Origin of the sequence: Stenotrophomonas sp. ATCM1_4 (genome assembly GCF_004348115.1) — a bacterium.
Lineage (GTDB): Bacteria > Pseudomonadota > Gammaproteobacteria > Xanthomonadales > Xanthomonadaceae > Stenotrophomonas > Stenotrophomonas capsici.
Genome location: NZ_QPFB01000001.1, coordinates 2,989,811 through 3,011,683, shown reverse-complemented (window position 1 = coordinate 3,011,683; position 21,873 = coordinate 2,989,811). Strand labels below are relative to the sequence as shown.

At 68.0% G+C, this 21,873-nt stretch carries 22 protein-coding genes; 17 read left to right on the top strand and 5 right to left on the bottom strand.

Annotation, left to right across the window (positions count from 1 at the left end; translation table 11 throughout):
- Positions 1-266: 266 nt before the first annotated feature.
- Together ATCM_RS13940 and ATCM_RS19270 are read right to left on the bottom strand one after the other, a co-directional pair.
- Positions 267-1,433 (bottom strand): hypothetical protein, encoded by a 1,167-nt coding sequence (locus ATCM_RS13940; RefSeq protein ID WP_243694022.1) that lies wholly within the window; start codon positions 1,431-1,433, stop codon positions 267-269.
- 127 nt (positions 1,434-1,560) lie between these two features.
- The gene (locus ATCM_RS19270) at positions 1,561-1,839 is read right to left on the bottom strand and encodes a hypothetical protein (RefSeq protein WP_132865087.1); all 279 of its coding nucleotides are present in this window, start codon (positions 1,837-1,839) and stop codon (positions 1,561-1,563) included.
- Positions 1,840-1,980: 141 nt separating this feature from the next.
- Between ATCM_RS19270 and ATCM_RS13930 the strand changes: the two genes are divergently transcribed.
- The 6 genes from ATCM_RS13930 to hemC all read left to right on the top strand — a co-directional run bounded on the left by ATCM_RS13930 (position 1,981) and on the right by hemC (position 8,157).
- Positions 1,981-2,904, top strand: coding sequence for a CorA family divalent cation transporter (locus ATCM_RS13930; RefSeq protein ID WP_132866187.1), 924 nt, complete (start codon positions 1,981-1,983; stop codon positions 2,902-2,904).
- A gap of 100 nt (positions 2,905-3,004) precedes the next feature.
- On the top strand, positions 3,005-3,322 hold the full coding sequence (locus ATCM_RS13925; RefSeq protein WP_132866186.1) for a DUF3817 domain-containing protein: 318 nt from the start codon (positions 3,005-3,007) through the stop codon (positions 3,320-3,322).
- A gap of 378 nt (positions 3,323-3,700) precedes the next feature.
- Entirely contained in the window at positions 3,701-5,617 is a 1,917-nt protein-coding gene (gene mdoH, locus ATCM_RS13920) for a glucans biosynthesis glucosyltransferase MdoH (protein WP_132865086.1), read from the top strand.
- A gap of 119 nt (positions 5,618-5,736) precedes the next feature.
- Positions 5,737-6,402: an alpha/beta hydrolase gene (locus ATCM_RS13915; protein WP_132865085.1), complete on the top strand. Its 666-nt coding sequence runs from the start codon at positions 5,737-5,739 to the stop codon at positions 6,400-6,402.
- 96 nt (positions 6,403-6,498) lie between these two features.
- Complete coding sequence (locus ATCM_RS13910; RefSeq protein ID WP_132865084.1) at positions 6,499-7,218, top strand: LytTR family DNA-binding domain-containing protein; 720 nt, start codon at positions 6,499-6,501, stop codon at positions 7,216-7,218.
- A 30-nt stretch (positions 7,219-7,248) separates the two neighbouring features.
- A complete protein-coding gene (hemC, locus tag ATCM_RS13905; RefSeq protein WP_132865083.1) occupies positions 7,249-8,157 on the top strand; it encodes a hydroxymethylbilane synthase in 909 nt (302 codons plus the stop codon).
- Positions 8,158-8,408: 251 nt separating this feature from the next.
- Here the strand turns inward: hemC and ATCM_RS13900 are convergent, their stop codons facing one another.
- Positions 8,409-9,200, bottom strand: a complete 792-nt coding sequence (locus ATCM_RS13900; protein ID WP_132865082.1) for a DUF481 domain-containing protein — start codon at positions 9,198-9,200, stop codon at positions 8,409-8,411.
- Positions 9,201-9,361: 161 nt separating this feature from the next.
- On the opposite strand from ATCM_RS13900, the gene ATCM_RS13895 reads away from it, so the two are divergent.
- Entirely contained in the window at positions 9,362-10,327 is a 966-nt protein-coding gene (locus tag ATCM_RS13895; RefSeq protein WP_132865081.1) for a YafY family protein, read from the top strand.
- Positions 10,328-10,471: 144 nt separating this feature from the next.
- Here the strand turns inward: ATCM_RS13895 and ATCM_RS13890 are convergent, their stop codons facing one another.
- Positions 10,472-11,071, bottom strand: coding sequence for a lipocalin family protein (locus ATCM_RS13890; RefSeq protein ID WP_132865080.1), 600 nt, complete (start codon positions 11,069-11,071; stop codon positions 10,472-10,474).
- Between the two features lie 137 nt (positions 11,072-11,208).
- Between ATCM_RS13890 and ATCM_RS13885 the strand changes: the two genes are divergently transcribed.
- Together ATCM_RS13885 and ATCM_RS13880 are read left to right on the top strand one after the other, a co-directional pair.
- Complete coding sequence (locus ATCM_RS13885) at positions 11,209-11,526, top strand: hypothetical protein (RefSeq protein ID WP_132865079.1); 318 nt, start codon at positions 11,209-11,211, stop codon at positions 11,524-11,526.
- Positions 11,527-11,594: 68 nt separating this feature from the next.
- Positions 11,595-13,694: a prolyl oligopeptidase family serine peptidase gene (locus ATCM_RS13880; protein WP_132865078.1), complete on the top strand. Its 2,100-nt coding sequence runs from the start codon at positions 11,595-11,597 to the stop codon at positions 13,692-13,694.
- 286 nt (positions 13,695-13,980) lie between these two features.
- On the opposite strand, the gene ATCM_RS13875 is transcribed toward ATCM_RS13880, so the two are convergent.
- Positions 13,981-15,183, bottom strand: a complete 1,203-nt coding sequence (locus ATCM_RS13875; RefSeq protein ID WP_132865077.1) for a pyridoxal phosphate-dependent aminotransferase — start codon at positions 15,181-15,183, stop codon at positions 13,981-13,983.
- 121 nt (positions 15,184-15,304) lie between these two features.
- On the opposite strand from ATCM_RS13875, the gene ATCM_RS13870 reads away from it, so the two are divergent.
- From ATCM_RS13870 to hslV, 8 genes are all read left to right on the top strand, one after another.
- Positions 15,305-17,413, top strand: a complete 2,109-nt coding sequence (locus ATCM_RS13870) for a S9 family peptidase (RefSeq protein WP_132865076.1) — start codon at positions 15,305-15,307, stop codon at positions 17,411-17,413.
- A gap of 179 nt (positions 17,414-17,592) precedes the next feature.
- Positions 17,593-17,826 carry a lipoprotein gene (locus tag ATCM_RS13865; RefSeq protein ID WP_132865075.1) on the top strand — a complete coding sequence of 78 codons (234 nt, stop codon included), beginning with the start codon at positions 17,593-17,595 and terminating at the stop codon, positions 17,824-17,826.
- A 5-nt stretch (positions 17,827-17,831) separates the two neighbouring features.
- Entirely contained in the window at positions 17,832-18,677 is an 846-nt protein-coding gene (dapF, locus tag ATCM_RS13860; RefSeq protein WP_165931183.1) for a diaminopimelate epimerase, read from the top strand.
- On the top strand, positions 18,674-19,351 hold the full coding sequence (locus ATCM_RS13855) for a DUF484 family protein (RefSeq protein WP_132865073.1): 678 nt from the start codon (positions 18,674-18,676) through the stop codon (positions 19,349-19,351). The genes dapF and ATCM_RS13855 overlap by 4 nt, the downstream gene beginning before the upstream one ends.
- Before the next feature lie 16 nt (positions 19,352-19,367).
- Positions 19,368-20,246, top strand: coding sequence for a tyrosine recombinase XerC (gene xerC, locus ATCM_RS13850; protein ID WP_132865072.1), 879 nt, complete (start codon positions 19,368-19,370; stop codon positions 20,244-20,246).
- A gap of 107 nt (positions 20,247-20,353) precedes the next feature.
- Positions 20,354-20,830, top strand: coding sequence for a DUF1203 domain-containing protein (locus ATCM_RS13845; protein WP_132865071.1), 477 nt, complete (start codon positions 20,354-20,356; stop codon positions 20,828-20,830).
- 98 nt (positions 20,831-20,928) lie between these two features.
- Positions 20,929-21,417, top strand: coding sequence for a DUF3079 domain-containing protein (locus ATCM_RS19385; protein WP_343145360.1), 489 nt, complete (start codon positions 20,929-20,931; stop codon positions 21,415-21,417).
- A complete protein-coding gene (gene hslV, locus ATCM_RS13835) occupies positions 21,303-21,854 on the top strand; it encodes an ATP-dependent protease subunit HslV (RefSeq protein WP_132865070.1) in 552 nt (183 codons plus the stop codon). Before ATCM_RS19385 ends, hslV begins: the two co-directional genes overlap by 115 nt.
- Positions 21,855-21,873 lie beyond the last annotated feature (19 nt).

Sequence of the window (21,873 nt, the reverse complement as noted above, 5' to 3'; positions counted from 1 at the left end):
GCGGCGCGAAGGTTACGTCCGGACAATTACAGAACCTTTACGTTTCACCGCCGCAGTCGGCGCGGTATGAAAGTGCTTTTTGTTGCGTGTGATCGCTGATGCCGAATTTCCAGCAGCCCAAGGCCATTTCCGCACCGACAACAACGGCAGGAGCGGCCTCGGCGGCGAAGCCGACGGTGGATGAAGTGCATCGATTGCCCACGTTCCTGCAATGGCAGGCGCACGCGCGGGCACGCATGCCGCGCGCGTCGCGGCACGGGCCGCTCCTACCGGAGGTCAGCGTCGATGGGTGCGAACGGTTGGTGTGCGTCGCCAGTCCAGCGCATCAGGCGCAGATCCGCGCTCTGCTTTCCATCGATGCGCGCGTCCGTGGCCAGGTAGAACAGGCCGTCCCCCAGTGGCTGCAGGCCGACGTCGCTCTTCTGGTTCCAGCCCCGCACGCCGCTGGTCGTGTCGTGCAGGCCCATGTCGGCCAGCGGCAACAACAGGCCCTTCTGCCACTGCCCGGCGCGTTGGCCGGCGACGCCGCGCAGGTCGGCCCGGACCGGGGCGCTGCGTGCATCGACCGCGAACATCAGGTAGTTCGGGAACTGTGGCTTGTTGCCGGCATAAACACCCATCAACCAGCGCTGGCCGTGGTCGTCATACGCCAGGTTCTGCACGCCATAGCGGGTATTGCCGGTGCGCACGAAGTACTTGCCGTCGACGGTGGCCGGGCCGCTGTGGTGCGGCGCCGCTTCGGTGAGCGGGCGCGCGAGTGCATCCCATTGCGCGGTGTCGTACTGCAGCAGCACCTGGTGATCGTTGTCGGTGCGCGCGGTGTTGCCGTAGATGCCGTAGGCGACGGTGAGCAGTCGCGGTCCGTCGGTCCGGCCGAAGCGGGGGCCGAACGAGACGCCATCGATGCCCGAGCAGCCATAGCGGTGGTCGGGTGATTCGGCCTCCCTGCCGCGGTACCTGCCGTCATCGCCTTCGAAGCGCCCATCGCCGTTGACGTCGGCGGTGTAGTCCGCCACCACCTCCGGCAGGTGGACGGTGCGCAGGATGTCGCTCTCCGAGGCGCGGATGCCCACCCGGTCAATGCGCGATACGTCGATCATCGCGATGTAGAAGGCGTTGTCCTTCTTGTACTCCAGCGATCCGTAGACCTTGCCATCGGCGGGGTTGAAGTCCAGGTCGCCCAGGTGGCCGGTCCAGCCGGCCAGCGTCCCCACCAGGTTGCCCTTGAAGTCATAGCGCGCCAGCAGGTTGGTGAAAGAGTAGTAGATGTAGCCGTTGGCGCGGTCCACGGCGATGCCCTGCACGTGGCCGGACTCCCATTGCCCGCCGTGGTGTGCCACGGGCAGCACCGGCGGTGTCGTGGAAGGCGCGGCCAGGGCGGTGAAGCTGATGCCGACGGCGAGCAGGGTCAGCAGCGGGGTGCGGATCTTCATGGCGTGCGAGGCGGTCCGGAAGCAACCGACGAGCATCGAGCACGGGCGTGACCCGGTGATGACAGGCAAAAAGAAAGCCCGGCTGCGCAGGGCAGGCCGGGCCATCGGAGACGCGGGGGCGAAGGGCTCAGCCTTCGTCTTCTTCCTCGTCCTCTTCTTCTTCCTCGTCTTCCTCCTCATCTTCCTCGTCTTCGAAGGCATCGAGCTCTTCGACACGGGCGAAGTGGGGCAGGGTGTCGGCCAGGCTGATCAGCTTGCCGTTGGCCACCATCGGCCGCACCGCACGCTTGCCGGCTTCTTCCACGACGGCGAAGCAGACCAGCGACTGCGCGCTTTCATCGCCGTTTTCCTCGAATACCGCGACCCAGCCGTTGGCGGGAATGATCTGGATGATGTTGTCTTGCATGGGTGGAGTGTTGGCCGAAGGGAGCGCAGAGCTTGCGTGATGAAGCCGGTGCCGCGCAACCGCCACGCGCGCGGGGTGCTTTACCTGGCGCAGGCATTGGATGGACCATGCGGGCATGGTTTCCCGTTGCAGGTGCCGTCGATGCTGCATTGCCGTCCCATCACCCCGTCCGCCACGCCACCGGCGCTGTGGGTGGACCTGTGCCAGCCCACGCCGGAGGAACTGGACCAGGCCTCCCGGCAGGTGGGGTTCGCCATCCCGGACCGGGCCGGCATCAGCGAGATCGAGTTCAGCAGCCGGGTCCGGCGCGAGGGCGAGGCGCTGGTGCTGAACCTGCCGCGCTTCCAGTACGCGGTGGACCACGTGGTCGCGCCGCTGGGCTTCGTGGTCGCCCCGCATGCACTGGTGGTGCAGCGCGAGCACACGCTGGACGTACTCGACGGCCTGGAGGCCGACCTGGACAAGCACCCCTGCGTGGGCGCGGCGGACCTGTTCCTGCGCGTGATCGAGCACATCGTCGACCACCTGGCCGACCAGCTGGAATCGCTGGAGAGCACGATGAGCGAGTTCTCGCGGCAGGCCTTCAACCACCCCAAGGGGCGCCGCGCCTCGCACCGGCTGGAGGGCATGCTGCACGAGGTGGGGGTGATGGGGCGGCGCATCAGTGCCATGCACAACACCCTGCACGGGCTGTTGCGGATGGTGAATTACCTGGATGAGTCGGCGCCGGAGTGGTTCGGTGCCGAGGCGCCCAAGCGGATCAAGCTGGTGCTCAAGGACCTGACCTCGCTGAGCGAGTTCGAGCAGCAGCTGGGGGACCGCAACGAATTCCTGCTCGACAGCGTGCTGGGCCTGATCAACATGGACCAGAACGAAGTGATGAAGGTGATGGCGGTGGCCTCGGTGGTGGGCATCCCGCCGACGGTGCTGGTTGGCGTGTGGGGCATGAACTTCGCCGCGATGCCGGAGCTGCACTGGCATTACGGTTACGCGATCGCCTTGGGCGTGGTGCTGCTGAGCATCGTTGTGCCGCTGGCATGGTTCAGGCGGCGTGGCTGGATCTGAGCGCGCGCCGGGCGCCGGCACGCCCCTTATCCGGCAGCGCCCGGCCACCTACAATCGCGTCTCCCCACGTGTTCCAGGAGCCGCAATGCCCGTCAAGCCGATGTACCCTGCAGGAAAGCTGTTCGCCGCCGCCGCATTGATCGAAGGCGTCACCTGGGCAGGGTTGTTGGTCGGCATGCTGCTCAAGCGTGGCCTGGAACTCACCGACCTGGGCGTGCGCATCTTCGGGCCGCTGCATGGCATTGCCTTCCTCTTCTACGTCGCCATCTGCCTGTACGCCTGGATCAAACTGCGCTGGCCGCTGTGGGCGATGCTGGTGGCGCTGGTCGCGGCGGTGCCGCCGCTGGTGACCGTGCCACTGGAGATGTGGTTCCGCCGCATCGGCCTGTTGTCCGCGCGTGATGGTTCGGCGCCGTAACCGTTTTCATCCCGGGGCCCGCGACGCGGGCCTCGTCGGTTTTGCTTCAACCGTGCCCGAACAGCAGTGAAACAGCGGTCGATGACCGTTTTGGTGGTCACGCGCGATCATGGATAATGCGCCCCTGCAGCGCCGGGTCCTGGCGCTGCGCTGGTCCGCAGGGGCCGGGTGGTGCGGTCGAGGGGGCTCCCGTACCACCGGAGGGTGTTCCCCCGATACGTCGTCGATGCCCCGTGGCATCGGTCCACCTCTGCCCTTCTGGCCTTCAACGCACAACGCGTTCCCTCTTCAAGGATTTCTGGTGCTACACCGAGACAGTCAGCAACACGTTGCCGGGCAGCGGTTCGTTTCCTTCGTGATCGCCGGGGCAGCGCGGCAATGAGCAGCTCCGTGACCGAGACCACCGCCGCCCTCGATGCAGGCATCGCCATCCTGCCGGGTGAACACCCGCTGGAGATGCCGGAGCAATCGCTGCGCACCGGCCGCCTGCAGGTGCCGCGCCAGGACACCGCCCCGCCCAACATCGGCCTGCGTCGCCTGTACGTGTTCGGCACCACCGCGCTGATGACCGTTGGCGCGACCTGGATGATGGCGCGGGTGCTGCTCAACGGTGGCCTGAACGTGCTCGAAGGCGTGCTGCTGGTGCTGTTCGTGCTGCTGTTTGCGTGGGTCGCGCTGTCCTTCGTCGGCAGCCTGGCCGGCCTGCAGGCGTTGCTGCGTGGCCGGCGCAAGCTGGGCATCTACCCGGACACGCCGCTGCCGACGCTGCGCAGCCGCACCGCGCTGCTGATGCCGACCTACAACGAGGACCCGCGCCGGATGATGGCCGGCCTGCAGGCCATCTACGAATCGGTCGCCGCCACCGGCCAGCTCGAGAACTTTGACTTCTTCGTGCTCAGCGACACCACCCGCGACGCCATCGGCCGTGCCGAGGAACAGGTGTTCGCGCGCCTGGTCGCTGCCACCGGCGGGGAAGGGCGGCTGTTCTACCGGCGCCGCGCCAGCAACGTCGGCCGCAAGGCCGGCAACATCGCCGACTGGGTGCGCCGCTTCGGTGGTGCATACCCGCAGATGCTGATCCTGGACGCGGACAGCCTGATGACCGGTGATGTCATCGTGCGGCTGGTGTCGGCGATGGAGAACCACCCCAACGTGGGCCTGATCCAGTCGCTGCCGGCGGTGGTCAACGGGCGCACCGCCTTTGCCCGCATGCAGCAGTTCGGCGGGCGCGTGTATGGCCCGGTGATGGCCTACGGCGTGGCCTGGTGGCATGGCGCCGAGAGCAACTACTGGGGGCACAACGCGGTCATCCGCACCCGCGCCTTCGCCGAGCAGGCCGGGCTGCCGGAGCTGCCGGGGCGCAAGCCGTTCGGCGGCCATGTCCTCAGCCACGACTTCGTGGAAGCGGCGCTGATCCGTCGGGGCGGCTGGGCCGCGCACATGGTGCCGTACCTGCAGGGCAGCTACGAGGAAGGCCCGCCGACGCTGACCGACCTGCTGATCCGCGATCGCCGCTGGTGCCAGGGCAACCTGCAGCACGCCAAGGTGGTGGGGACGTCCGGCCTGCACTGGATCAGCCGCGTGCACATGATGATCGGCATCGGCCATTACTTCACCGCGCCGATGTGGGCGATGCTGATGCTGATCGGCGTGGCGATCCCGCTGATCCATGGCGGCATCGACCTGGCCGAGGAACTGCACCTGCGCATGTCCCCGTCGCATTACTGGCGCGGTCTGGACCAGGACGGCGTGCTCTGGGTGTTCGCGATCACCATGGCGGTGCTGCTTGCGCCCAAGGCCATGGGCTACGTGGCGATGCTGACCTCGCGCAGCGAACGCATTGGTTGCGGCGGCGCGCTGCGCGCCTTCGTCTCGATGGTGCTGGAAACCCTGCTGGCGGCGCTGATGGCGCCGGTGGTGATGTACGTGCAGTCGCGTGGCGTGGCCGAAGTACTGGCCGGCAAGGACTCCGGCTGGGATGCGCAGCAGCGCGACGATGGCAGCATCTCCTGGGGCGCGCTGCTGCGTGGCTACGGTGGCCTGAGCCTGTTCGGCCTGATGGTCGGTGCCATGGCATATGCGGTGTCGCCGCCATTGGCGGCGTGGATGGCGCCGGTGGTGGTGGGCATGGCACTGGCGGTACCGGTGGTGGCCTGGACCTCCTCGCGCAAGGTGGGTGACTGGCTGCGCCGTCACGGCCTGCTGTGCATCCCGGAGGAAAGCCACCCGCCGCAGGTGCTGGTGCGTGCCGCCGAACTGCGCGCGGCTGCGCTGCGCGAACCGCTGCAGGACTGACTGCCGCCACCGGGCCCGGGCACGTACCGGTCCCCGGGCAGTGGCCGTTGAACCGTCGGCCTGAACATCGCGCCGCGGCCAGGCGGCATAATCCCGCTTCGTCTTCGGGAGTCATGCAGATGTTGGAAACGGTGGAGCAGGAAACCGGCGCGGCGCCGGAATGGTCGGTCATCTGGTTGCACGGTCTGGGCGCTGATGGGCACGATTTCGCCCCCATCGTGCCGGAGCTGGTGCGCCCGCACTGGCCGGCGATCCGCTTCGTGTTCCCGCATGCCCCCAAGCGCGCGGTCACCATCAACGGTGGCATGCCGATGCGCGCGTGGTACGACATCGTCAGCATGGATTTCCGCAGCCGCGCCGACGCCAGCGGCGTGGCCGAATCGGTGGCGCAGGTGGAGGCGCTGATCGCACGCGAGCAGGCCCGCGGCATCGCACTGGACCACATCGTGCTGGCCGGCTTCTCGCAGGGCGGTGCGATCACCCTGTCGGCGGGCCTGCAGCGGCGTGCGCAACTGGCCGGGCTGGTGGCGCTGTCGACCTACCTGCCGGAAGTGGACGCCGCGGCCGACCAGTTGGCCGCCGGTGCCAACACGCAGCCGGTCTTCATGGCCCACGGCAGCGCCGATCCGGTGATTCCGGTGCAGGTCGCCGAGAACAGCGCCCAGGTGCTCAAGGCGCTGGGCTTCGAGCTGGATTGGCACCGCTATCCGATGGCACACCAGGTCTGCGCCGAGGAAATCCACGCGCTGGGCGACTGGCTGCAGGCGCGTTTCAGCGCGGGTTGAACAGGGCGTGGGGACGCCTTGTCCGGGGGTTGAACACAATGGCGGTGCGACGGCAGGGCTACCATGGCCATGCCGGCGTTCCATGGGGAGAGTGATATGAAGGTGGTCATTGCCGATGATGAGCCCTTGGCACGCGGGCGCCTGCGCGCATTGCTGGCCGGGCACGATGGGGTGGTGGTGTTGGCCGAGGCGGCCAACGGCGACGAGGCCCTGCAGGCCTGCGCGCAACACCAGCCGGACCTGCTGCTGCTCGACATCGCCATGCCCGGCATCGACGGGCTGGAGGTGGCCCGGCAGCTGGCGCGTGTCGAGCCGCGCCCGGCAGTGGTGTTCTGCACGGCCTTCGATGCGCACGCGCTGTCCGCGTTCGAGGCTGCGGCGATCGACTACCTGATGAAGCCGATACGCGCCGAGCGCCTGGCCGCGGCGCTGGAGCGGGCGCGCACTTTCCTTGCCGGGCGCGCTAGCCCCCCCGCCCATCAGCCGCGTCGCACCCTGAGCGCGCGCCTGCGTGGCAGCCTGCGACTGGTGCCGGTGGAGGACATCCTGTACCTGCAGGCCGAGGAGAAGTACGTCGTGCTGCACCATACGCGGGGGCAGGATCTGGTCGAGGAATCGCTGCGCTCGCTGGAAGAGGAGTTCGGCTCGCGGTTCATCCGCATCCATCGCAACTGCCTGGTCGCCCGCGACCGCCTGCAGGAAGTGCGACGCACGCCGGCCGGCCAGGTCCAGGCGGTGCTGCGCGGGGTCGAACAGCCCCTGGAGGTCAGCCGACGCTGCGTCGCCAATCTGCGGACCGAACTGGTCCGGCTGTGAGCGGGCGCCGCCAGCGGCGATAATGGCCGCATGACCATCCTGCGCATTGCTACCCGTAAGAGCCCGCTCGCCCTGTGGCAGAGCGAACACGTCGCTGACCGCCTGCGCCAGGCCCACCCGGGGCTGGCGGTGGAACTGGTGCCGATGAGCACCCGCGGCGACGAGGTGCTGGACCGCTCTCTGGCGGCCATCGGCGGCAAGGGCCTGTTCCTGAAGGAGCTGGAGCTGGCGATGCTGCGTGGCGAGGCCGACTGCGCGGTGCATTCGCTCAAGGACGTGCCGATGGAGCTGGAGGCACCGTTCGCGCTGCCGGCCATCCTCACCCGCGCCGATCCGGCCGATGCCTTCGTTTCCAACCAGTACGACACGCTGGACGACCTGCCGGCCGGCGCGGTGGTGGGCACGTCCTCGCTGCGCCGCCAGGCGCAGTTGCGCGCGCTGCGCCCGGACCTGCTCACCCGCGACCTGCGCGGCAACGTCAACACGCGCCTGGGCAAGCTCGACGCCGGCGAGTACGACGCCATCATCCTGGCCTGCGCGGGCCTGGAGCGGCTGGCGCTGGAAGCGCGCATCCGCAGCCGGCTGGTGGCGCCACAATGGCTGCCGGCACCGGCGCAGGCCGCGGTGGCGATCGAATGCCGGACCGATGCCGACGCGGTGATCGCGCTGGTGGCGGCGCTGGACGATGCGCCGACCCGCAGCTGCGTGGAGGCCGAGCGGGCGATGAACCGCGCCTTGGATGGCAGCTGCCACGTGCCGGTGGCCGGCCTGGCGCAATGGCGGGGCCAGGACCTGTGGTTGCAGGGGCTGGTGGGCGGCGTGGCCGATGGCCGCATCGTCCGCGCCGAAGGGCAGGGGCCGGCGACGGACCCGGAGGCGTTGGGCCGCAGCGTGGCGAGCAGGCTGCTCGATGGTGGCGCGGGTGAACTGCTGCGTTGAGCGGCCCGCGTAGGCGCGATCCCGGCCACGAAGTCGATACCCCGCCCCGTTGCCAGGAGCACCCCTCCCCAGCCCTCCCCTGAGCTGTGCTCAAGGGAGGGGGCAGATCGCCGCGCTGCCGCAGGAACGGCCTCGGCCGCCAAGCCGATGATGGTTCCGTTCGCGGAAGGCATCCCGCCGCATCCATCCAAAGCACCCGCGCATGAAAAAGCCGGCGAAAGCCGGCTTCTTCATGAATCCCGCGCGCTCGCTTACTTGAAGCTGTAAACCACGTTCATCGTGGTCAGCGTATCGGTCTTGCGCTTGTCTTCGGTGACGTCGCTGTTGTGGCGGGCCTGCCAGCCGGCCTTCAGCGCGAAGTGCTTGTTCATGTTCACCGACACGCCGAAATCATTCTGCGCGAAGGTGTTGTACGAGCCTGATTCCACCAGCAACGTGTTCACCAGTTCGGTGTTGTCGGTGATGGTGTACTTCAGGTCGAACAGGCCGCGGCCGATCAGGCCGACGCGGTTTTCGTCGGTATCGGCATTGTGGCTGCGGCGCACGCCGGGGCCGATCTGGGTGTCCAGGATCAGCCGCTCGCCGTCGATCAGGCGGGTACCGTAGCCGAGACCGAAGCTGGCCTGGCGGTCGTAGGTGGCGAAATCGTCCCGTTCATAGCGCCCGGTGGCGGTGATCTGGCGATGCTCGCCCAACTGCAGCGCACTGCCGGCGCTGGCCGTGTAGCGGTTGGCGGTGGTCTGGCGGGTGCGCTTGCTGGTGCCGTCGTCGCTGGTCTCGGTGTACTCGGAGCTGGAGCGCAGGCCGAACAGGTCCATGCTGTGCACCCAGTCATCGTCGGTGTAGCGCAGCTTGAGGCGGCCGTTGAAGCTCTCTGTGTTGCTGTTGCCGTGGGCCGAGGCGAAACCCAGTTCGCCGCCGCTGCCGCTCCAGGGGGAGGTCATGGCTGCCAGGGTGGCCTCGTCGGGGGTCTGGCCGTCGTCGGCCCAGGCGGCCGGGGCGCACAGCAGCAACGGCAGGAGCAGGGAAACACGCAGGGACATCGATTGAATCTCCGGGGCCAAGGCGGGCAAGTAAACGGTTTCATGATACCGGATGGGTCCGGCGCCGGACCCGTGCCGATGGCCCTGCTTCAGACGCGGTTAGGCGGGCAGGAGCGGTTGCCGGACCCCAACCGGCGCTGAACTTCGGACATAATCGGGCCATGGACCGCTATGAACGCATCAATGCGCTGCATCGTCTGCTCAAGTCCGCCCGCTACCCCATCACGGTGGTGCGGCTGCAGGAGGAATTGGGCTGTTCCCGTGCCACGGTTTACCGCGATCTGGCCTTTCTGCGCGACGCGCTGATGGCGCCGGTGGAGGGCGACGGCGACGCCGGCTTCCGCTACCAGACCGCCGAAAGCGACCGTTTCGAGTTGCCCGGGCTGTGGCTCAGTTCCGAGGAGCTGCATGCGTTGCTGGCCTCCCAGCACCTGCTGGCGCGGACCAGTGGCGGCGTGCTGTCCTCGGTGCTGGCGCCGTTGCAGCAGCGCATCGAGAGCCTGCTCGCGGCCCAGGCCGGGGCGTCCTCCTGGCCGGTCGAGCGGGTCCGGGTCATCCCGCACCGCGGTCGCAAGCTGGACGAGGCCAGTTTCCGCACCGTGGCCTCGGGCGTGCTCGAGCGCAAGCAGCTGTCCTTCGAATACCGTGCCCGTTCCACCGACGAGGCCACCCGCCGCACGGTGTCACCGCAGCGCATCACCCATTACCGCGACAACTGGTACCTGGACGCCTGGGACCATACCCGCGAGGCGGTGCGCAGTTTCGCGGTGGACCGCATCCACCAGGCCCGGTTGCTCGAACAGCCGGCCCGCGACGTGCCGGATGAAGAGCTGAACGAGCAGCTGGCCGCCAGCTACGGCATCTTTTCCGGTGCCCCCAAGGGCTGGGCGACCATCGTGTTCAGTGCCAAGGCCGCCCGCTGGGTGGCTGACGAACACTGGCACTCCAAGCAGCAGGGGCGGTTCCTGCCGGATGGGCGTTATGAACTGAAGGTGCCCTACAGCGTGTCGCGCGAGCTGCTGATGGACGTGCTGCATTACGGTTCGGACGCGGAAATCGTCGAGCCACAGTCGCTGCGCGAACAGGCCAAGGCGCTGTTGTCGCTGGCCCTGAGCAATTACGACTGACGTCAAGCGCCGCCCCGGGGCGGATGCCGTGCCCCGGCTTCCGTGAGCACCCTGCGGTAGTGATCGCCAGGCAGTGTGCCGTGGCGTCGTGCAGGCTACGGCGAAGGGCGCGGGGGTTCCGGTGGCCGATCCGGCCGGCCGTGGCTACTTCTTGTTCGGTACCTCGAAGCCCAGCCTGTCCACCTGCGCCGGGTGTTGCGGCACGCGCTTGAGCTTGTCGGTGTTGACGTCGTACTTGTCGCGCAGGCGCAGTGCCAGCGCCCGGTAGGTAGCCGCATCCATGTCCGGCTGGCGGGCGAAGATCCAGGCCATCTCGCGGCCCGGGTAGCCGATCAGGGCCCAGGAATAGTCCGGTGCCACTTCCAGGATGCGCGAGTGGGTCGGCACGATCTTGTAGAACCAGGTGCGCCAGCGCCGGTTGCCACTGTCGTCATCGACCTTGGCGCGGATGTTGATCTCCTCCTCGGGCTCGTTGAAGCCGTCGCGGAACTGGTAGCGGATGGCGACCTTGTCCCCGTCCGTCAGCGAGTAGGTGTTGACGCTGGCCACGTGGCCACGCTCGACGAAGTTGGGCACCCGGCCAATCACGTACCAGCGGCCCATGAAGCGCTGCAGGTCGATCGGGCCGTCGGCATCGCCCTCCACGACCGGGGCGGCGGCAGCCGGGTCCTGCGCATGTGCAGGGGCCAGCGGCAGGGTGAAGCTCAGCAGCAGGGCGGACAGGATCGCGGGAATGAGTCGCATTGCGTAGGACGCGCCATGGTTGATGACGGCAGCATGTTCGACGGGCAGCGATGGGCGCGTCAATGGCAGGTCGCAGTCCGTGAGATGGCCGATGGCGAGGATGCACGCCAACACCCGTCCCATTGCCGGAGAACGTCATGTCCAAGCCTGCTGCTTCGTCATCCCGCCGTCACCCTGAGCCGACCCCCGATCTGCGGGTGCTGCGTTGCGTCAGGCAAGCCGTGATGGCAGGGTTGGCCCTGGTAGTGGTATGGCCGGCGGCGCGAGGCCACAGCGAGTGGATCGGCTGGTTGCCGTTGTGGCTGGTCGGCATGCCGTTGAGCGCATGGTGGGCCCTGTACCGCTTCCGCCTGCCTGCGCGCTGGCGCAACCGCCAGGCGGCACCGCGCCGCCGTGGCCCGCAGGCGCGCCGCGCACGCCGTCCGGTCCGGGCGCGCTGGTCGCAGGTGGCCTGACCTTCGACAGGGGGAGGTGGGGCAGGGCCTGTGCTAGCGTTCGCGGCCTATGTCCGCGTGGAGCACACATGTCCCGAATCACCTCCGCCTGCCTCGTTGCAGGCCTGATCTCCTCTGGCCTGGCCGGTGCCGCCATGGCCGCTGACGAACCCCAGGACAACTACGCCTGGCTGGAAGACGTCACCGGCGACAAGCCGCTGGCGTGGGTGAAGGAGCAGAACGCCCGTTCCGAGGGCCGCCTGGCGCAGACCCCGCAGTTCCGGCAGATGGAAGCCGGCATCCGCGAGGTGCTGGATTCGGACGCCAAGATCCCGGGCGTGGAGAAGATCGGCGACTACTACTACAACTTCTGGAAGGACAAGCAGCACGAGCGCGGCGTGTGGCGCCGGACCACGCTGGTGGAGTACCGCAAGGCCGAGCCGCTGTGGGAAACCGTGCTGGACCTGGACGCGCTGAACAAGGCCGAGGGCGAGAACTGGGTGTGGCATGGCGCCAACTGCCTGCGCCCGGAGTACACCCGCTGCCTGATCGCGCTTTCGCGCGGCGGCGCCGATGCCGACGTCACCCGCGAGTTCGACCTGTCCAGGAAGGACTGGATCAAGGACGGTTTCTTCCGTCCGGAAGCCAAGGGTGGCCTGGGCTGGATCGACCAGGACAACGTGTTCGTCTACACCGACTTCGGTGATGGCTCGATGACCACGTCCGGCTACCCGCGCGTGGTCAAGCAGTGGCGCCGCGGCACGCCGATGGCCTCGGCCACGACCGTGTACGAAGGCAAGCCGGAGGACATGTACATCGCCGCGATGCACGACGACACCCCGGGCTTCGAGCGCAACTACGTCAGCCGCACCATCGCCTTCTACAACAACGAGCTGTTCGTGCTCGGCGCCGACGGCAAGCTGACCAAGATCGATGCGCCGAATTCGGCCGAGAAGGGCGTGCGCCGCGAGTGGCTGACCCTGGAGCTGCGCGAGCCGTGGACCGTGGGTGGCAAGACCTACGCCGCCGGTTCGCTGCTGGCCACGAAGTTCGATGACTTCATGGCCGGCAAGCGCGAGTTCGACGTGCTGTTCGCACCGACCGAAACGACGTCGCTGGCCGGCATGTCCTGGACCAAGTCGCACGTGGTGCTGAACGTGCTGGACGACGTCAAGAACCGCCTGCAGGTGCTGACCCACGGTGCCAACGGCTGGACCACCGGTGATTTCACCGGCGCACCGGCGTTCGGCACCATTGGCATCGGCGCGGTCGACGCCGACGAAAGCGACGCGGTGTGGATGACCGTCACCGATTACCTGACCCCGACCACGCTGTCGCTGGCAGAGATCGGCCAGCAGCCGGAAGTGCTCAAGACCATGCCGGCGTTCTTCGACGCCAGCGGCAAGGTGATCGAGCAGCATTTCGCCACCAGCAAGGACGGCACCCGCGTGCCGTACTTCGTGGTGCACGACAAGGCGATGAAGCTGGATGGCTCCAACCCGACCCTGCTGTACGGCTACGGTGGCTTCGAGATCTCGCTGACCCCGGGCTACTCCGGCGGCATGGGCCGCGCCTGGCTGGACAAGGGCGGCGTGTACGTGGTGGCCAACATCCGCGGCGGTGGCGAGTACGGCCCGCGCTGGCACCAGGCCGCGCTGAAGCAGAACCGCCACAAGGCCTACGAGGACATGGCGGCGGTTGCGCAGGACCTGGTCAGCCGCAACATCACCTCGGCCAGGCACCTGGGCGTGCAGGGCGGCAGCAACGGCGGCCTGCTGACCGGCAACATGCTGACCCAGTACCCGGAGCTGTTCGGTGCGGTGGTGGTGCAGGTGCCGCTGCTGGACATGAAGCGCTACAGCCACCTGCTGGCCGGCGCCTCGTGGATGGCCGAGTACGGCAACCCGGACACGGCTGATTGGGAGTTCATCAAGACCTTCTCGCCGTACCACCTGTTCGACCCGGGCAAGACCTACCCGCCGGTGCTGTTCACCACCTCCACCCGCGATGACCGCGTGCATCCGGGCCATGCCCGCAAGATGGCGGCCAAGATGATCGACGCCGGCAAGGACGTGACCTACTACGAGAACATCGAAGGTGGCCACGGCGGCGCAGCCAACAACGCGCAGGCCGCGCACATGTCGGCACTGGCCTATAGCTTCCTGTGGGAGCAGCTGAGCAAGAAGTGATGCTCAGCTGGAGTTGATACACAACAAACGCCACCGGAAGGTGGCGTTTGTTGTTTGAAGCCCCTCTCCCGCAGGCGGGAGAGGGGGTGGGGTGAGGGCAGGGGCGAAGCCCCGATAGTGAACTCATATGAACGCTTTCGAAGCTCGAAGCTCGAAGCTCGAAGCTCGAAGCTCAAAGCTCAAAGCCCAAAGCCCAAAGCCCAAAGCCCAAAGCCCAAAGCCCAAAGCCCAAAGCCCCTCATCCGCCCTTCGGGCACCTTCTCCCGCAGGCGGGAGAAGGGAGTCATCAGGTCGTCTGTTGTCCCTGCCAGTGCTCCAACCCGCGCCCGATCCGCAGCACTGCCTCCTGCAGTCGGGCCACGTCCTGCGTGTAGGCGATGCGTACGTGCTGGTTGGCGCGGTGATGGCCGAAGTCCAGGCCGGGCGTGAATGCCACGTGCTCGGTCTCCAGGAAGTGCGCGCAGAAGGCCTGCGCGTCATCGGTGAATGCGCTCACGTCGCAGTACAGGTAGAACGCACCCTGCGGCGCCACGTCGATGCGGAAGCCCAACTCGCGCAGGGCGGGCAGCAGGTAGTCGCGACGCTGCTGGAACTGCGCGCGACGCTGCTCGAAGATGGCGATCGTCTCCGGCGCGAAGCAGGCCAGCGCGGCATGCTGCGCCATCGAGGGCGCGCTGATGTACAGGTTCTGCGCCAGCTTCTCCAGTTCCGGTACCGCGGCCGGGGGCGCCACCAGCCAGCCCAGCCGCCACCCGGTCATGCCGAAGTACTTGGAGAAGCTGTTCAGCACGAACGCCTCGTCGTCCACTTCCAGCACGCTGGGGGCGTCGAAGCCGTAGGTCAGGCCGTGGTAGATCTCGTCCACCACCAGGTGGCCGCCGCGAGCCTTCAAGGTGGCCGACAACGCCGCCAGTTGGGTGGCGTCCAGCGTGGTGCCGGTGGGGTTGGCGGGGGAGGCGACCAGCGCGCCGACGCTGTCGGCGTTCCAGTGCCCGGCGATCAGTTCGGGGGTGAGCTGGTAACCGCTGTCCGGGCCGACCGGCACCAGCTGCGCGGCGCCTTCCACCAGGCGCAGGAAATGGCGGTTGCACGGATAGCCGGGGTCGGCCAGCAGCCAGTGCCGGCCCGGGTCGACCAGCAGGCTGGAGGCCAGCAGCAGCGCGCCGGAACCGCCCGGGGTGACCAGGATGCGCTCCGGATCGATCTGCAACCGGTAGCGGTCCGCGTAGAAGCCGGCGATGGCCTCGCGCAGCGCCGGCAGGCCACGCGCGGCGGTGTAGCGGGTATGTCCGGCGGCGAGCGCGGCCTGGCCGGCGCGGATGACCGGCTCGGCGGTGGTGAAGTCGGGCTCGCCGATTTCCAGGTGGATCACATCGTGGCCGGCCTGCTCCAGCGCATTGGCGCGGGCCAACAGGGACATGACGTGGAACGGGGCGATCTCGTGGCTGCGCCGGCTGTAGCCGGACGGCGTGGGGGCTGGGGTGTTCATCGCCGACATCATAGGCCGCAAGGCCGGTGCTGGCAGCCGTATGTCGTCTCGAAGGGCTGCATTGCCCATGGCACACTGTCGGCATTGCGCGGGCATCCGCCCCGCCCATGGGAACCCTTCCGTGAAACCCACCCTTTGTCTGTTGGTAGCAAGCCTGATGATCAATTCCGCCATCGCCGCAACGCCCACTCCGCCGGATGTCGAGAAGCGTCCGCACACGGTCAAGGCGCCGTTCGGTGCGCAGCGCCAGGACGAGTACTACTGGCTGCGCGACGACAAGCGCGAGGATCCGGCCATGTTGGCCTACCTCAACGCCGAGAACGCCTACACCGATGCGTTGATGGCGCCGCTCAAGCCGCTGGAGGACAAGCTGTACGCCGAGATCGTCGGGCGCATCAAGCAGGACGATGCCAGCGTGCCGTACCGCGAGCGCGGCTACTGGTATTACACCCGCTACGAGACCGGCAAGGACTACCCCATCCATGCGCGCCGCAAGGGCGACATGCAGGCCCCGGAAGAGGTGCTGCTGGACCTCAATGCCATGGCCGAGGGCAAGGGCTTCTTCGGTGTCGACGATATGGCGGTCAGCCAGGACAACCGCATCCTGGCCTGGGCCGAGGATGACGTGGGCCGTCGCCAGTACACGCTGCGCTTCAAGGACCTGGGCACCGGCCAGCTGCTGCCGGATGTGATCACCGGGGTGTCGGCCAACGTGGTCTGGGCCGATGACAACCGCACCGTGTTCTACGTCGAGAACGACCCGGAAACCCTGCTCACCGTGCGGGTGAAGAAGCACGTGCTCGGTACCCCGGCCAGCAGCGACGTGCTGGTGTACGAGGAAACCGATGACAGCTTCTACATGGGCATCGGCCGTACCCGCGACGACAAGTTCATCACCATCGGCGTGGACAGCACGGTGTCCTCCGAGCTGCGTTACACCTCGGCCGCCAACCCGGGCACCTTCACCGTGCTCGCCCCGCGCGCGCGCGACGTGGAATACGACGCCGACCACTTCGACGGCCGCTGGGTGATCCGCACCAACGCCGATGGCGCGAAGAACTTCAAGCTGGTCACCGCGCCGGAAGGTGCCACCCGCCGCGACCAGTGGCAGGACTGGGTGGCGCACGATCCGCAGGTGCTGGTCGAGGGCTTCGAGCTGTTCAACGGCTACACCGCCATCGCCGAGCGCGCCGATGCGCTGGAGCGCGTGCGCCTGCTGTTTGCAGACGGCCGCAGCGAGTTCGTCAAGGCCGACGAGCCGGCGTACTCGATGGGTCTGTCGGTCAATGCCGAGCCCGACACCGACTGGCTGCGCTACGGCTACACCTCGCTGACCACGCCGGCCACCACCTACGAGCTCAACGTGAAGACCGGCGAGCGCCGCCAGCTCAAGCAGCAGCCGGTGATCGGCTACGACCCGTCGCTGTACCAGACCGAGCGGGTCTGGGTGACTGCGCGCGACGGCGCCAAGGTGCCGGTGTCGCTGGTCTACAAGAAGGGCTTCAGGAAGGACGGCAGCGCCGCGCTGTACCAGTACGCCTACGGCAGCTACGGCATGTCGATGGACCCCGGCTTCAACCAGAGCGTGGTCAGCCTGCTTGATCGTGGCCTGGTCTACGCCATCGCGCACATCCGCGGCGGCGAGGAAATGGGCCGCAACTGGTATGAGGACGGCAAGCTGCTGCACAAGCAGAACACCTTCAACGACTTCGTCGACGTCACCCGCGCGCTGGTCGCGCAGGGCTATGCCGCCAAGGACCGCGTGGCCGCGTCCGGCGGCAGTGCCGGCGGCCTGCTGATGGGCGCGGTGGCCAACCAGGCCCCGGGCGACTACCGGGTGATGGTCGCCCAGGTGCCGTTCGTGGACGTGGTCACCACCATGCTCGACGCCAGCATCCCGCTGACCACCAACGAGTACGACGAGTGGGGCAACCCCGAGCAGAAGCCGTACTACGACTACATGCTGAGCTACTCGCCGTACGACAACGTGCGCGCCCAGGACTATCCGTCGCTGTTCGTCGGTACCGGCCTGTGGGATTCGCAGGTGCAGTACTGGGAGCCGGCCAAGTGGGTGGCGCGCCTGCGCGACGTGAACACCGGCAGCCTGCCGATCGTGTTCCGCACCAACATGGAAGCCGGCCACGGCGGCAAGTCCGGTCGCTTCCAGCGTTACCACGAGCTGGCCGAGTCGTATGCCTTCGTGCTGTCGCAGCTGGGCGTGGCCCAGTAATGCCGAACCGGTTGCGGGCCCGGGCGGCCCGCAACCATGACCGGTGCCTGCCCGGTTGCCCTGCAATGGGCGGGCCCCCTGCGCGGGATGGCCGACGGGCGCCTGCGGACGCGATCCATGGGTGACTGAACAGCCGCAGTTCCATCCGGACTTCATGGTCCAGTGGCTATACTCGGGGGATGAACATGACGTCCCGTTCCCTGTTGCTCATCCCGGTGGCCTGCGCGCTGCTGGCCCTCACCGCCTGCGGCAACAAAGGCCCGCTGGTGATGCCGCAGAAGCCGGTGCCGGTCGAAGAGCAGGAGGTGGTGCCGGAAGACGCACCGGCTGCCGACGATGCCGCCGCTGTCCCGCCGACCGACGGCACTGAGCCTGCGCAGGCCAGGAAGCCGGCCGAGGGTACCCAGCCGTAATGAGCATGTCCGTTTCAGGGCGCCTGCCGTTCACCAAGATGCACGGCGCCGGCAATGATTTCGTGGTGCTGGACCTGCGCGCCGGCATGGCCCCGCCGGACGCGGACCTTGCCGCGCGCCTGGCCGACCGCCACCGCGGCGTGGGTTGTGACCAGATCCTGACCATCGAGCCACCGCGCTCGGAAGCCTCCGTGGCGTCCTACCGGATCTGGAACTCCGATGGGTCCACTTCCCAGCAGTGCGGCAACGGCGCGCGCTGCGTGGCGGCCTGGCTGGTGCGCGATGGCGCCGCCCAGGGCGAGCACTTCCTGATCGACAGCCCGTTGCGCACGCATGCCGTGCAGCGGTTGGGCGGGGATCACTACGCCGTGGCCATGGGCAAGCCGGAGTTCGAGCCGGAGCGGATCCCGTTGGTCGGCTTCCCGCGCGCGCGCGAGGAATACGCGGTGTCGCTGCAGGGCGAGAACGTGCGGTTTGGCGCGGTGTCGATGGGCAACCCGCACGCGGTGCTGGAGGTCGGCTCGGCCGATGCCGCGCCGGTGGAGCGGGTCGGTCCGTTGCTGCAGCAGCATGCCTCGTTCCCGGAATCGGTCAATGTCGGCTTCGCCCAGGTGTTGGACAGCGGCCACGCCCGGCTGCGCGTGTTCGAGCGCGGTGTCGGCGAGACCCTGGCCTGCGGCAGCGGCGCCTGCGCGGCGGCCGTGGTGTTGATGCAGCGGGGGCGGCTGCGGCGCGATGCGGTGTTGTCACTGCCCGGTGGCGACCTGCGTATCCAGTGGCCGGACGATGCGGCGGAAATCGTCATGTCCGGTCCGGCGGCATTCGTATTCGACGGAGAGTGGACAGGATGAACGACACGGCCGAAAAGATCGGGGCACACGAGGTGGCCGCTTGGCTGCGCCGACACCCGACCTTCCTCAAGCAGTTCCCCGACCTGGCCCTGACCATGGTGGTGCCCCGCGACGATGGCCCGACCGCGTCGCTGGCCAGCTACCAGCTGGAAGTGTTGCGCGACAAGAACCGCGAGCTCGCACGGCGGCTGTCCGACCTGGGCGTCAACGCCCAGATCAACGAACGGCTGGCAGTGCGCACGCACCAGCTGACCCTGGCGTTGATGCGCCAGGCGTCGGCAGCGGACACGTTGCGGGCGATGGCGGCCTCGCTGGAGGAAGACTTCGCCGGTGACCTGGTTCGCATCATCAGCCTGCAGCCGGTCGAAGGGCTTGAGCAGGCGCCGTGGCTGCAGGTCATCGCCGCCGACAGCCCGCGCCTGGCGCCGTTCCACGACTGCCTGCAGGATGGCGAGCCGATCTGCGGCCGGCTGCAGTCGGAGAAGAACGACGTGCTCTACGGCGAACGGGTCGACGAAGTGGCATCCACCGCGTTGCTGCCGTTGCCGGGCGTAGGCCTGATCGCGGTCGGCAGCCATGACCCGAACCGTTTCTACCCGGGCATGGGCACGCTGTTCCTGCGCATGATGGGCGAGTCGCTGGTGGTCGGGCTGCAGCGTTTCAACGCGGCGTGAGCGGGGGCGTGCGGCGATGAGCGCCGTCCCGGCGTTCCTGTCCTACCTGCAGGTCGAGCGGCGCATGTCCGCGCATACGCTCGATGCCTACCAGCGTGACCTCGCCGCATTGTCGCAATGGTGCCAGGCCCATGGCATCGACGACCCGCAGGCGCTGGCCACCGACCAGTTGCGTGAGTTCATCGCCGCCGAGCACCGCCGCGGGCTGGCGGCCAAGAGCCTGCAGCGCCGCCTGTCGGCCTGCCGCAGCTTCTATGCGTGGCTGCTCAAGAACAACGCCATCGACACCAGCCCTGCCGCCGGCCTGCGCGCGCCCAAGGCGCCGCGCAAGTTGCCGCAGGTGCTCGATGCCGATGAAGCGGTGCAACTGGTCGAGCTGCCCACGGATGCACCGCTGGGCCTGCGCGACCGCGCACTGCTGGAACTGTTCTATTCCTCCGGCCTGCGCCTGAGCGAGCTGTGCGCACTGCGCTGGCGTGACCTGGACATGGCCAGCGGCCTGGTGCTGGTGCATGGCAAGGGCAACCGCGAGCGCAGCGTGCCGGTGGGTACGCATGCGTTGAACGCACTGCAGGACTGGCGCAGGGACAGCGCGGGCAGCGGCGACAAGCCGGTGTTCCCGGGGCGCGCCGGCGGCCCGTTGAGCCAGCGGGCGGTGCAGATCCGCATCAAGCAGCTGGCGCAGCGGCAAGGGCTGTTCAAGAACGTGCACCCGCACATGCTGCGGCACAGTTTCGCCAGCCACATCCTGGAGTCCTCCGGCGACCTGCGTGGCGTGCAGGAACTGCTCGGGCATTCGGACATCGCCACCACCCAGATCTACACGCACCTGGATTTCCAGCACCTGGCCAAGGTCTACGACGCGGCGCACCCGCGCGCCAAGCGCAAGCGCTGAGCTGGTCGGTCAAGGCGCGGCGTCGCCATGATTGTGGTGTCCGGATACGGCGAGCACGTCGCGGCGCCGATCGCCATGCTGCAGCTCCCCATTCCTGGTGCATGCAGATGGCGTCCTTCATCCTGCGGGGCCTGGCCCCCGATACGTTTGCTCCGTTGTTCCTGCTCCCTGATGTCGTGCTCAGCGCACGGCAGATGCAGCGGCTGACGGTTCCCGATACGGCGACGACGGGATTTCCCTGCCGGATCAGCCTGGTCGATGCCCAGCCGGGCGAACAGGTGCTGCTGTTGCCCTACCAGCACCAGCCCGCCGAATCGCCATACCGCGCCAGCGGGCCGATCTTCGTGCGGCGCGGCGCACGCAGCGCCGTGCTCGGGACGGACGAGGTGCCGGCGACGATGCTGCGGCGGCTGCTGTCCGTGCGCGCCTACGATCATGCGCATCGGATCATCGCCGCCGAGGTCTGCGAAGGGACCGCGGTCGCGGCCTGGCTGCAGGCCCGCTTCGATGACCCTGCGGTGGATTACGTGCATGTCCACCATGCCCGCTACGGTTGCTATTCCTGCCGCGCCGACCGCGCGTGAAGCCCGCGCCAGGCGCACGGAAGCCCGGCGCACGATCAGGCCGGGGATTGATCTGCGTCAGGGCCAGCCGCACGCCCGCAGCGCACACTGCGCCACGGATGGTCGTGGCGTTGCCGAAGATGGCGAAACCGTTCCCGCTCGAACCCCGTCATCCCGAGCGCATCTGCTGGGGATACGACCGCTATCGCGCGAGCGACGCGCTGGCCTGTGGCAACGGCTCGGGCCGCACCCTGCATCCGATCGAGACGCAGGGCGAGGACTGGTACGTGGCGTGGGGCATCGAGCCGGAACCGGATCGCCCGAATCTGGCCCGGCTGGTGCCCTGGGAGCCGGGATGGTGCTGCGTGGGTGCGGCCGACGCCTCCGGACCTGGCCGTTTTGCTGAACGCCGGCTGTCGCCGGTGGGGGAGGGGGCAGGCTTGATCGCCGCGCGTCTGGCCCCACTTCGGTTGGACAGTATCCCGGAGGCCACATGGACCCCAGTCAGAACCCCAATGTTTTCCACGCCACCACCATCTGCTGCGTGCGTCGCGGCGAGCACGTGGCGATCGCAGGTGATGGCCAGGTCACGCTGGGCCACACGGTGATGAAGGGCAATGCCCGCAAGGTGCGTCGACTGGGCCGCGATGGCCAGGTGCTGGCCGGTTTCGCCGGTGCGGCGGCCGATGCGTTCACCCTGTTCGAACTGTTCGAAGCCAAGCTCGAGAAGCATGGCCAGTTGACCCGTGCCGCGGTGGAACTGGCCAAGGACTGGCGCACCGACCGCCGCTACGGAAAGCTCGAGGCGCTGCTGGCGGTGGCCGATAGGGAAACCTCGCTGATCATCAGCGGCACCGGTGACGTCATCGAACCGGAAGACGGCATCATCGCCATCGGCTCCGGCGGCTCCTACGCGCTGAGCGCCGCGCGCGCGCTGCTCGCGCACACCGGGATGGATGCGAAGTCGGTTGCCATGGAGGCCATCAACATCGCCGGTGGCATCTGCATCTACACCAACACCAACGTGGTGGTTGAAGAGCTCTGAGCGCTTCGGCCAACGACTG

Coding starts and splice junctions, on each gene's coding strand:
- ATCM_RS13865 (WP_132865075.1), top strand. CDS start 17,593: ATGAACATGACGTCCCGTTCCCTGTTGCTCATCCCGGTGGCCTGCGCG.
- dapF (WP_165931183.1), top strand. CDS start 17,832: ATGTCCGTTTCAGGGCGCCTGCCGTTCACCAAGATGCACGGCGCCGGC.
- xerC (WP_132865072.1), top strand. CDS start 19,368: ATGAGCGCCGTCCCGGCGTTCCTGTCCTACCTGCAGGTCGAGCGGCGC.
- ATCM_RS13855 (WP_132865073.1), top strand. CDS start 18,674: ATGAACGACACGGCCGAAAAGATCGGGGCACACGAGGTGGCCGCTTGG.
- hemC (WP_132865083.1), top strand. CDS start 7,249: ATGACCATCCTGCGCATTGCTACCCGTAAGAGCCCGCTCGCCCTGTGG.
- mdoH (WP_132865086.1), top strand. CDS start 3,701: ATGAGCAGCTCCGTGACCGAGACCACCGCCGCCCTCGATGCAGGCATC.
- ATCM_RS13940 (WP_243694022.1), bottom strand. CDS start 1,433: ATGAAGATCCGCACCCCGCTGCTGACCCTGCTCGCCGTCGGCATCAGC.
- hslV (WP_132865070.1), top strand. CDS start 21,303: ATGGACCCCAGTCAGAACCCCAATGTTTTCCACGCCACCACCATCTGC.
- ATCM_RS13875 (WP_132865077.1), bottom strand. CDS start 15,183: ATGAACACCCCAGCCCCCACGCCGTCCGGCTACAGCCGGCGCAGCCAC.
- ATCM_RS13885 (WP_132865079.1), top strand. CDS start 11,209: ATGTCCAAGCCTGCTGCTTCGTCATCCCGCCGTCACCCTGAGCCGACC.
- ATCM_RS19385 (WP_343145360.1), top strand. CDS start 20,929: ATGGTCGTGGCGTTGCCGAAGATGGCGAAACCGTTCCCGCTCGAACCC.
- ATCM_RS13915 (WP_132865085.1), top strand. CDS start 5,737: ATGTTGGAAACGGTGGAGCAGGAAACCGGCGCGGCGCCGGAATGGTCG.
- ATCM_RS13880 (WP_132865078.1), top strand. CDS start 11,595: ATGTCCCGAATCACCTCCGCCTGCCTCGTTGCAGGCCTGATCTCCTCT.
- ATCM_RS13895 (WP_132865081.1), top strand. CDS start 9,362: ATGGACCGCTATGAACGCATCAATGCGCTGCATCGTCTGCTCAAGTCC.
- ATCM_RS13890 (WP_132865080.1), bottom strand. CDS start 11,071: ATGCGACTCATTCCCGCGATCCTGTCCGCCCTGCTGCTGAGCTTCACC.
- ATCM_RS13900 (WP_132865082.1), bottom strand. CDS start 9,200: ATGTCCCTGCGTGTTTCCCTGCTCCTGCCGTTGCTGCTGTGCGCCCCG.
- ATCM_RS13925 (WP_132866186.1), top strand. CDS start 3,005: ATGTACCCTGCAGGAAAGCTGTTCGCCGCCGCCGCATTGATCGAAGGC.
- ATCM_RS13930 (WP_132866187.1), top strand. CDS start 1,981: ATGCTGCATTGCCGTCCCATCACCCCGTCCGCCACGCCACCGGCGCTG.
- ATCM_RS13845 (WP_132865071.1), top strand. CDS start 20,354: ATGGCGTCCTTCATCCTGCGGGGCCTGGCCCCCGATACGTTTGCTCCG.
- ATCM_RS19270 (WP_132865087.1), bottom strand. CDS start 1,839: ATGCAAGACAACATCATCCAGATCATTCCCGCCAACGGCTGGGTCGCG.
- ATCM_RS13910 (WP_132865084.1), top strand. CDS start 6,499: ATGAAGGTGGTCATTGCCGATGATGAGCCCTTGGCACGCGGGCGCCTG.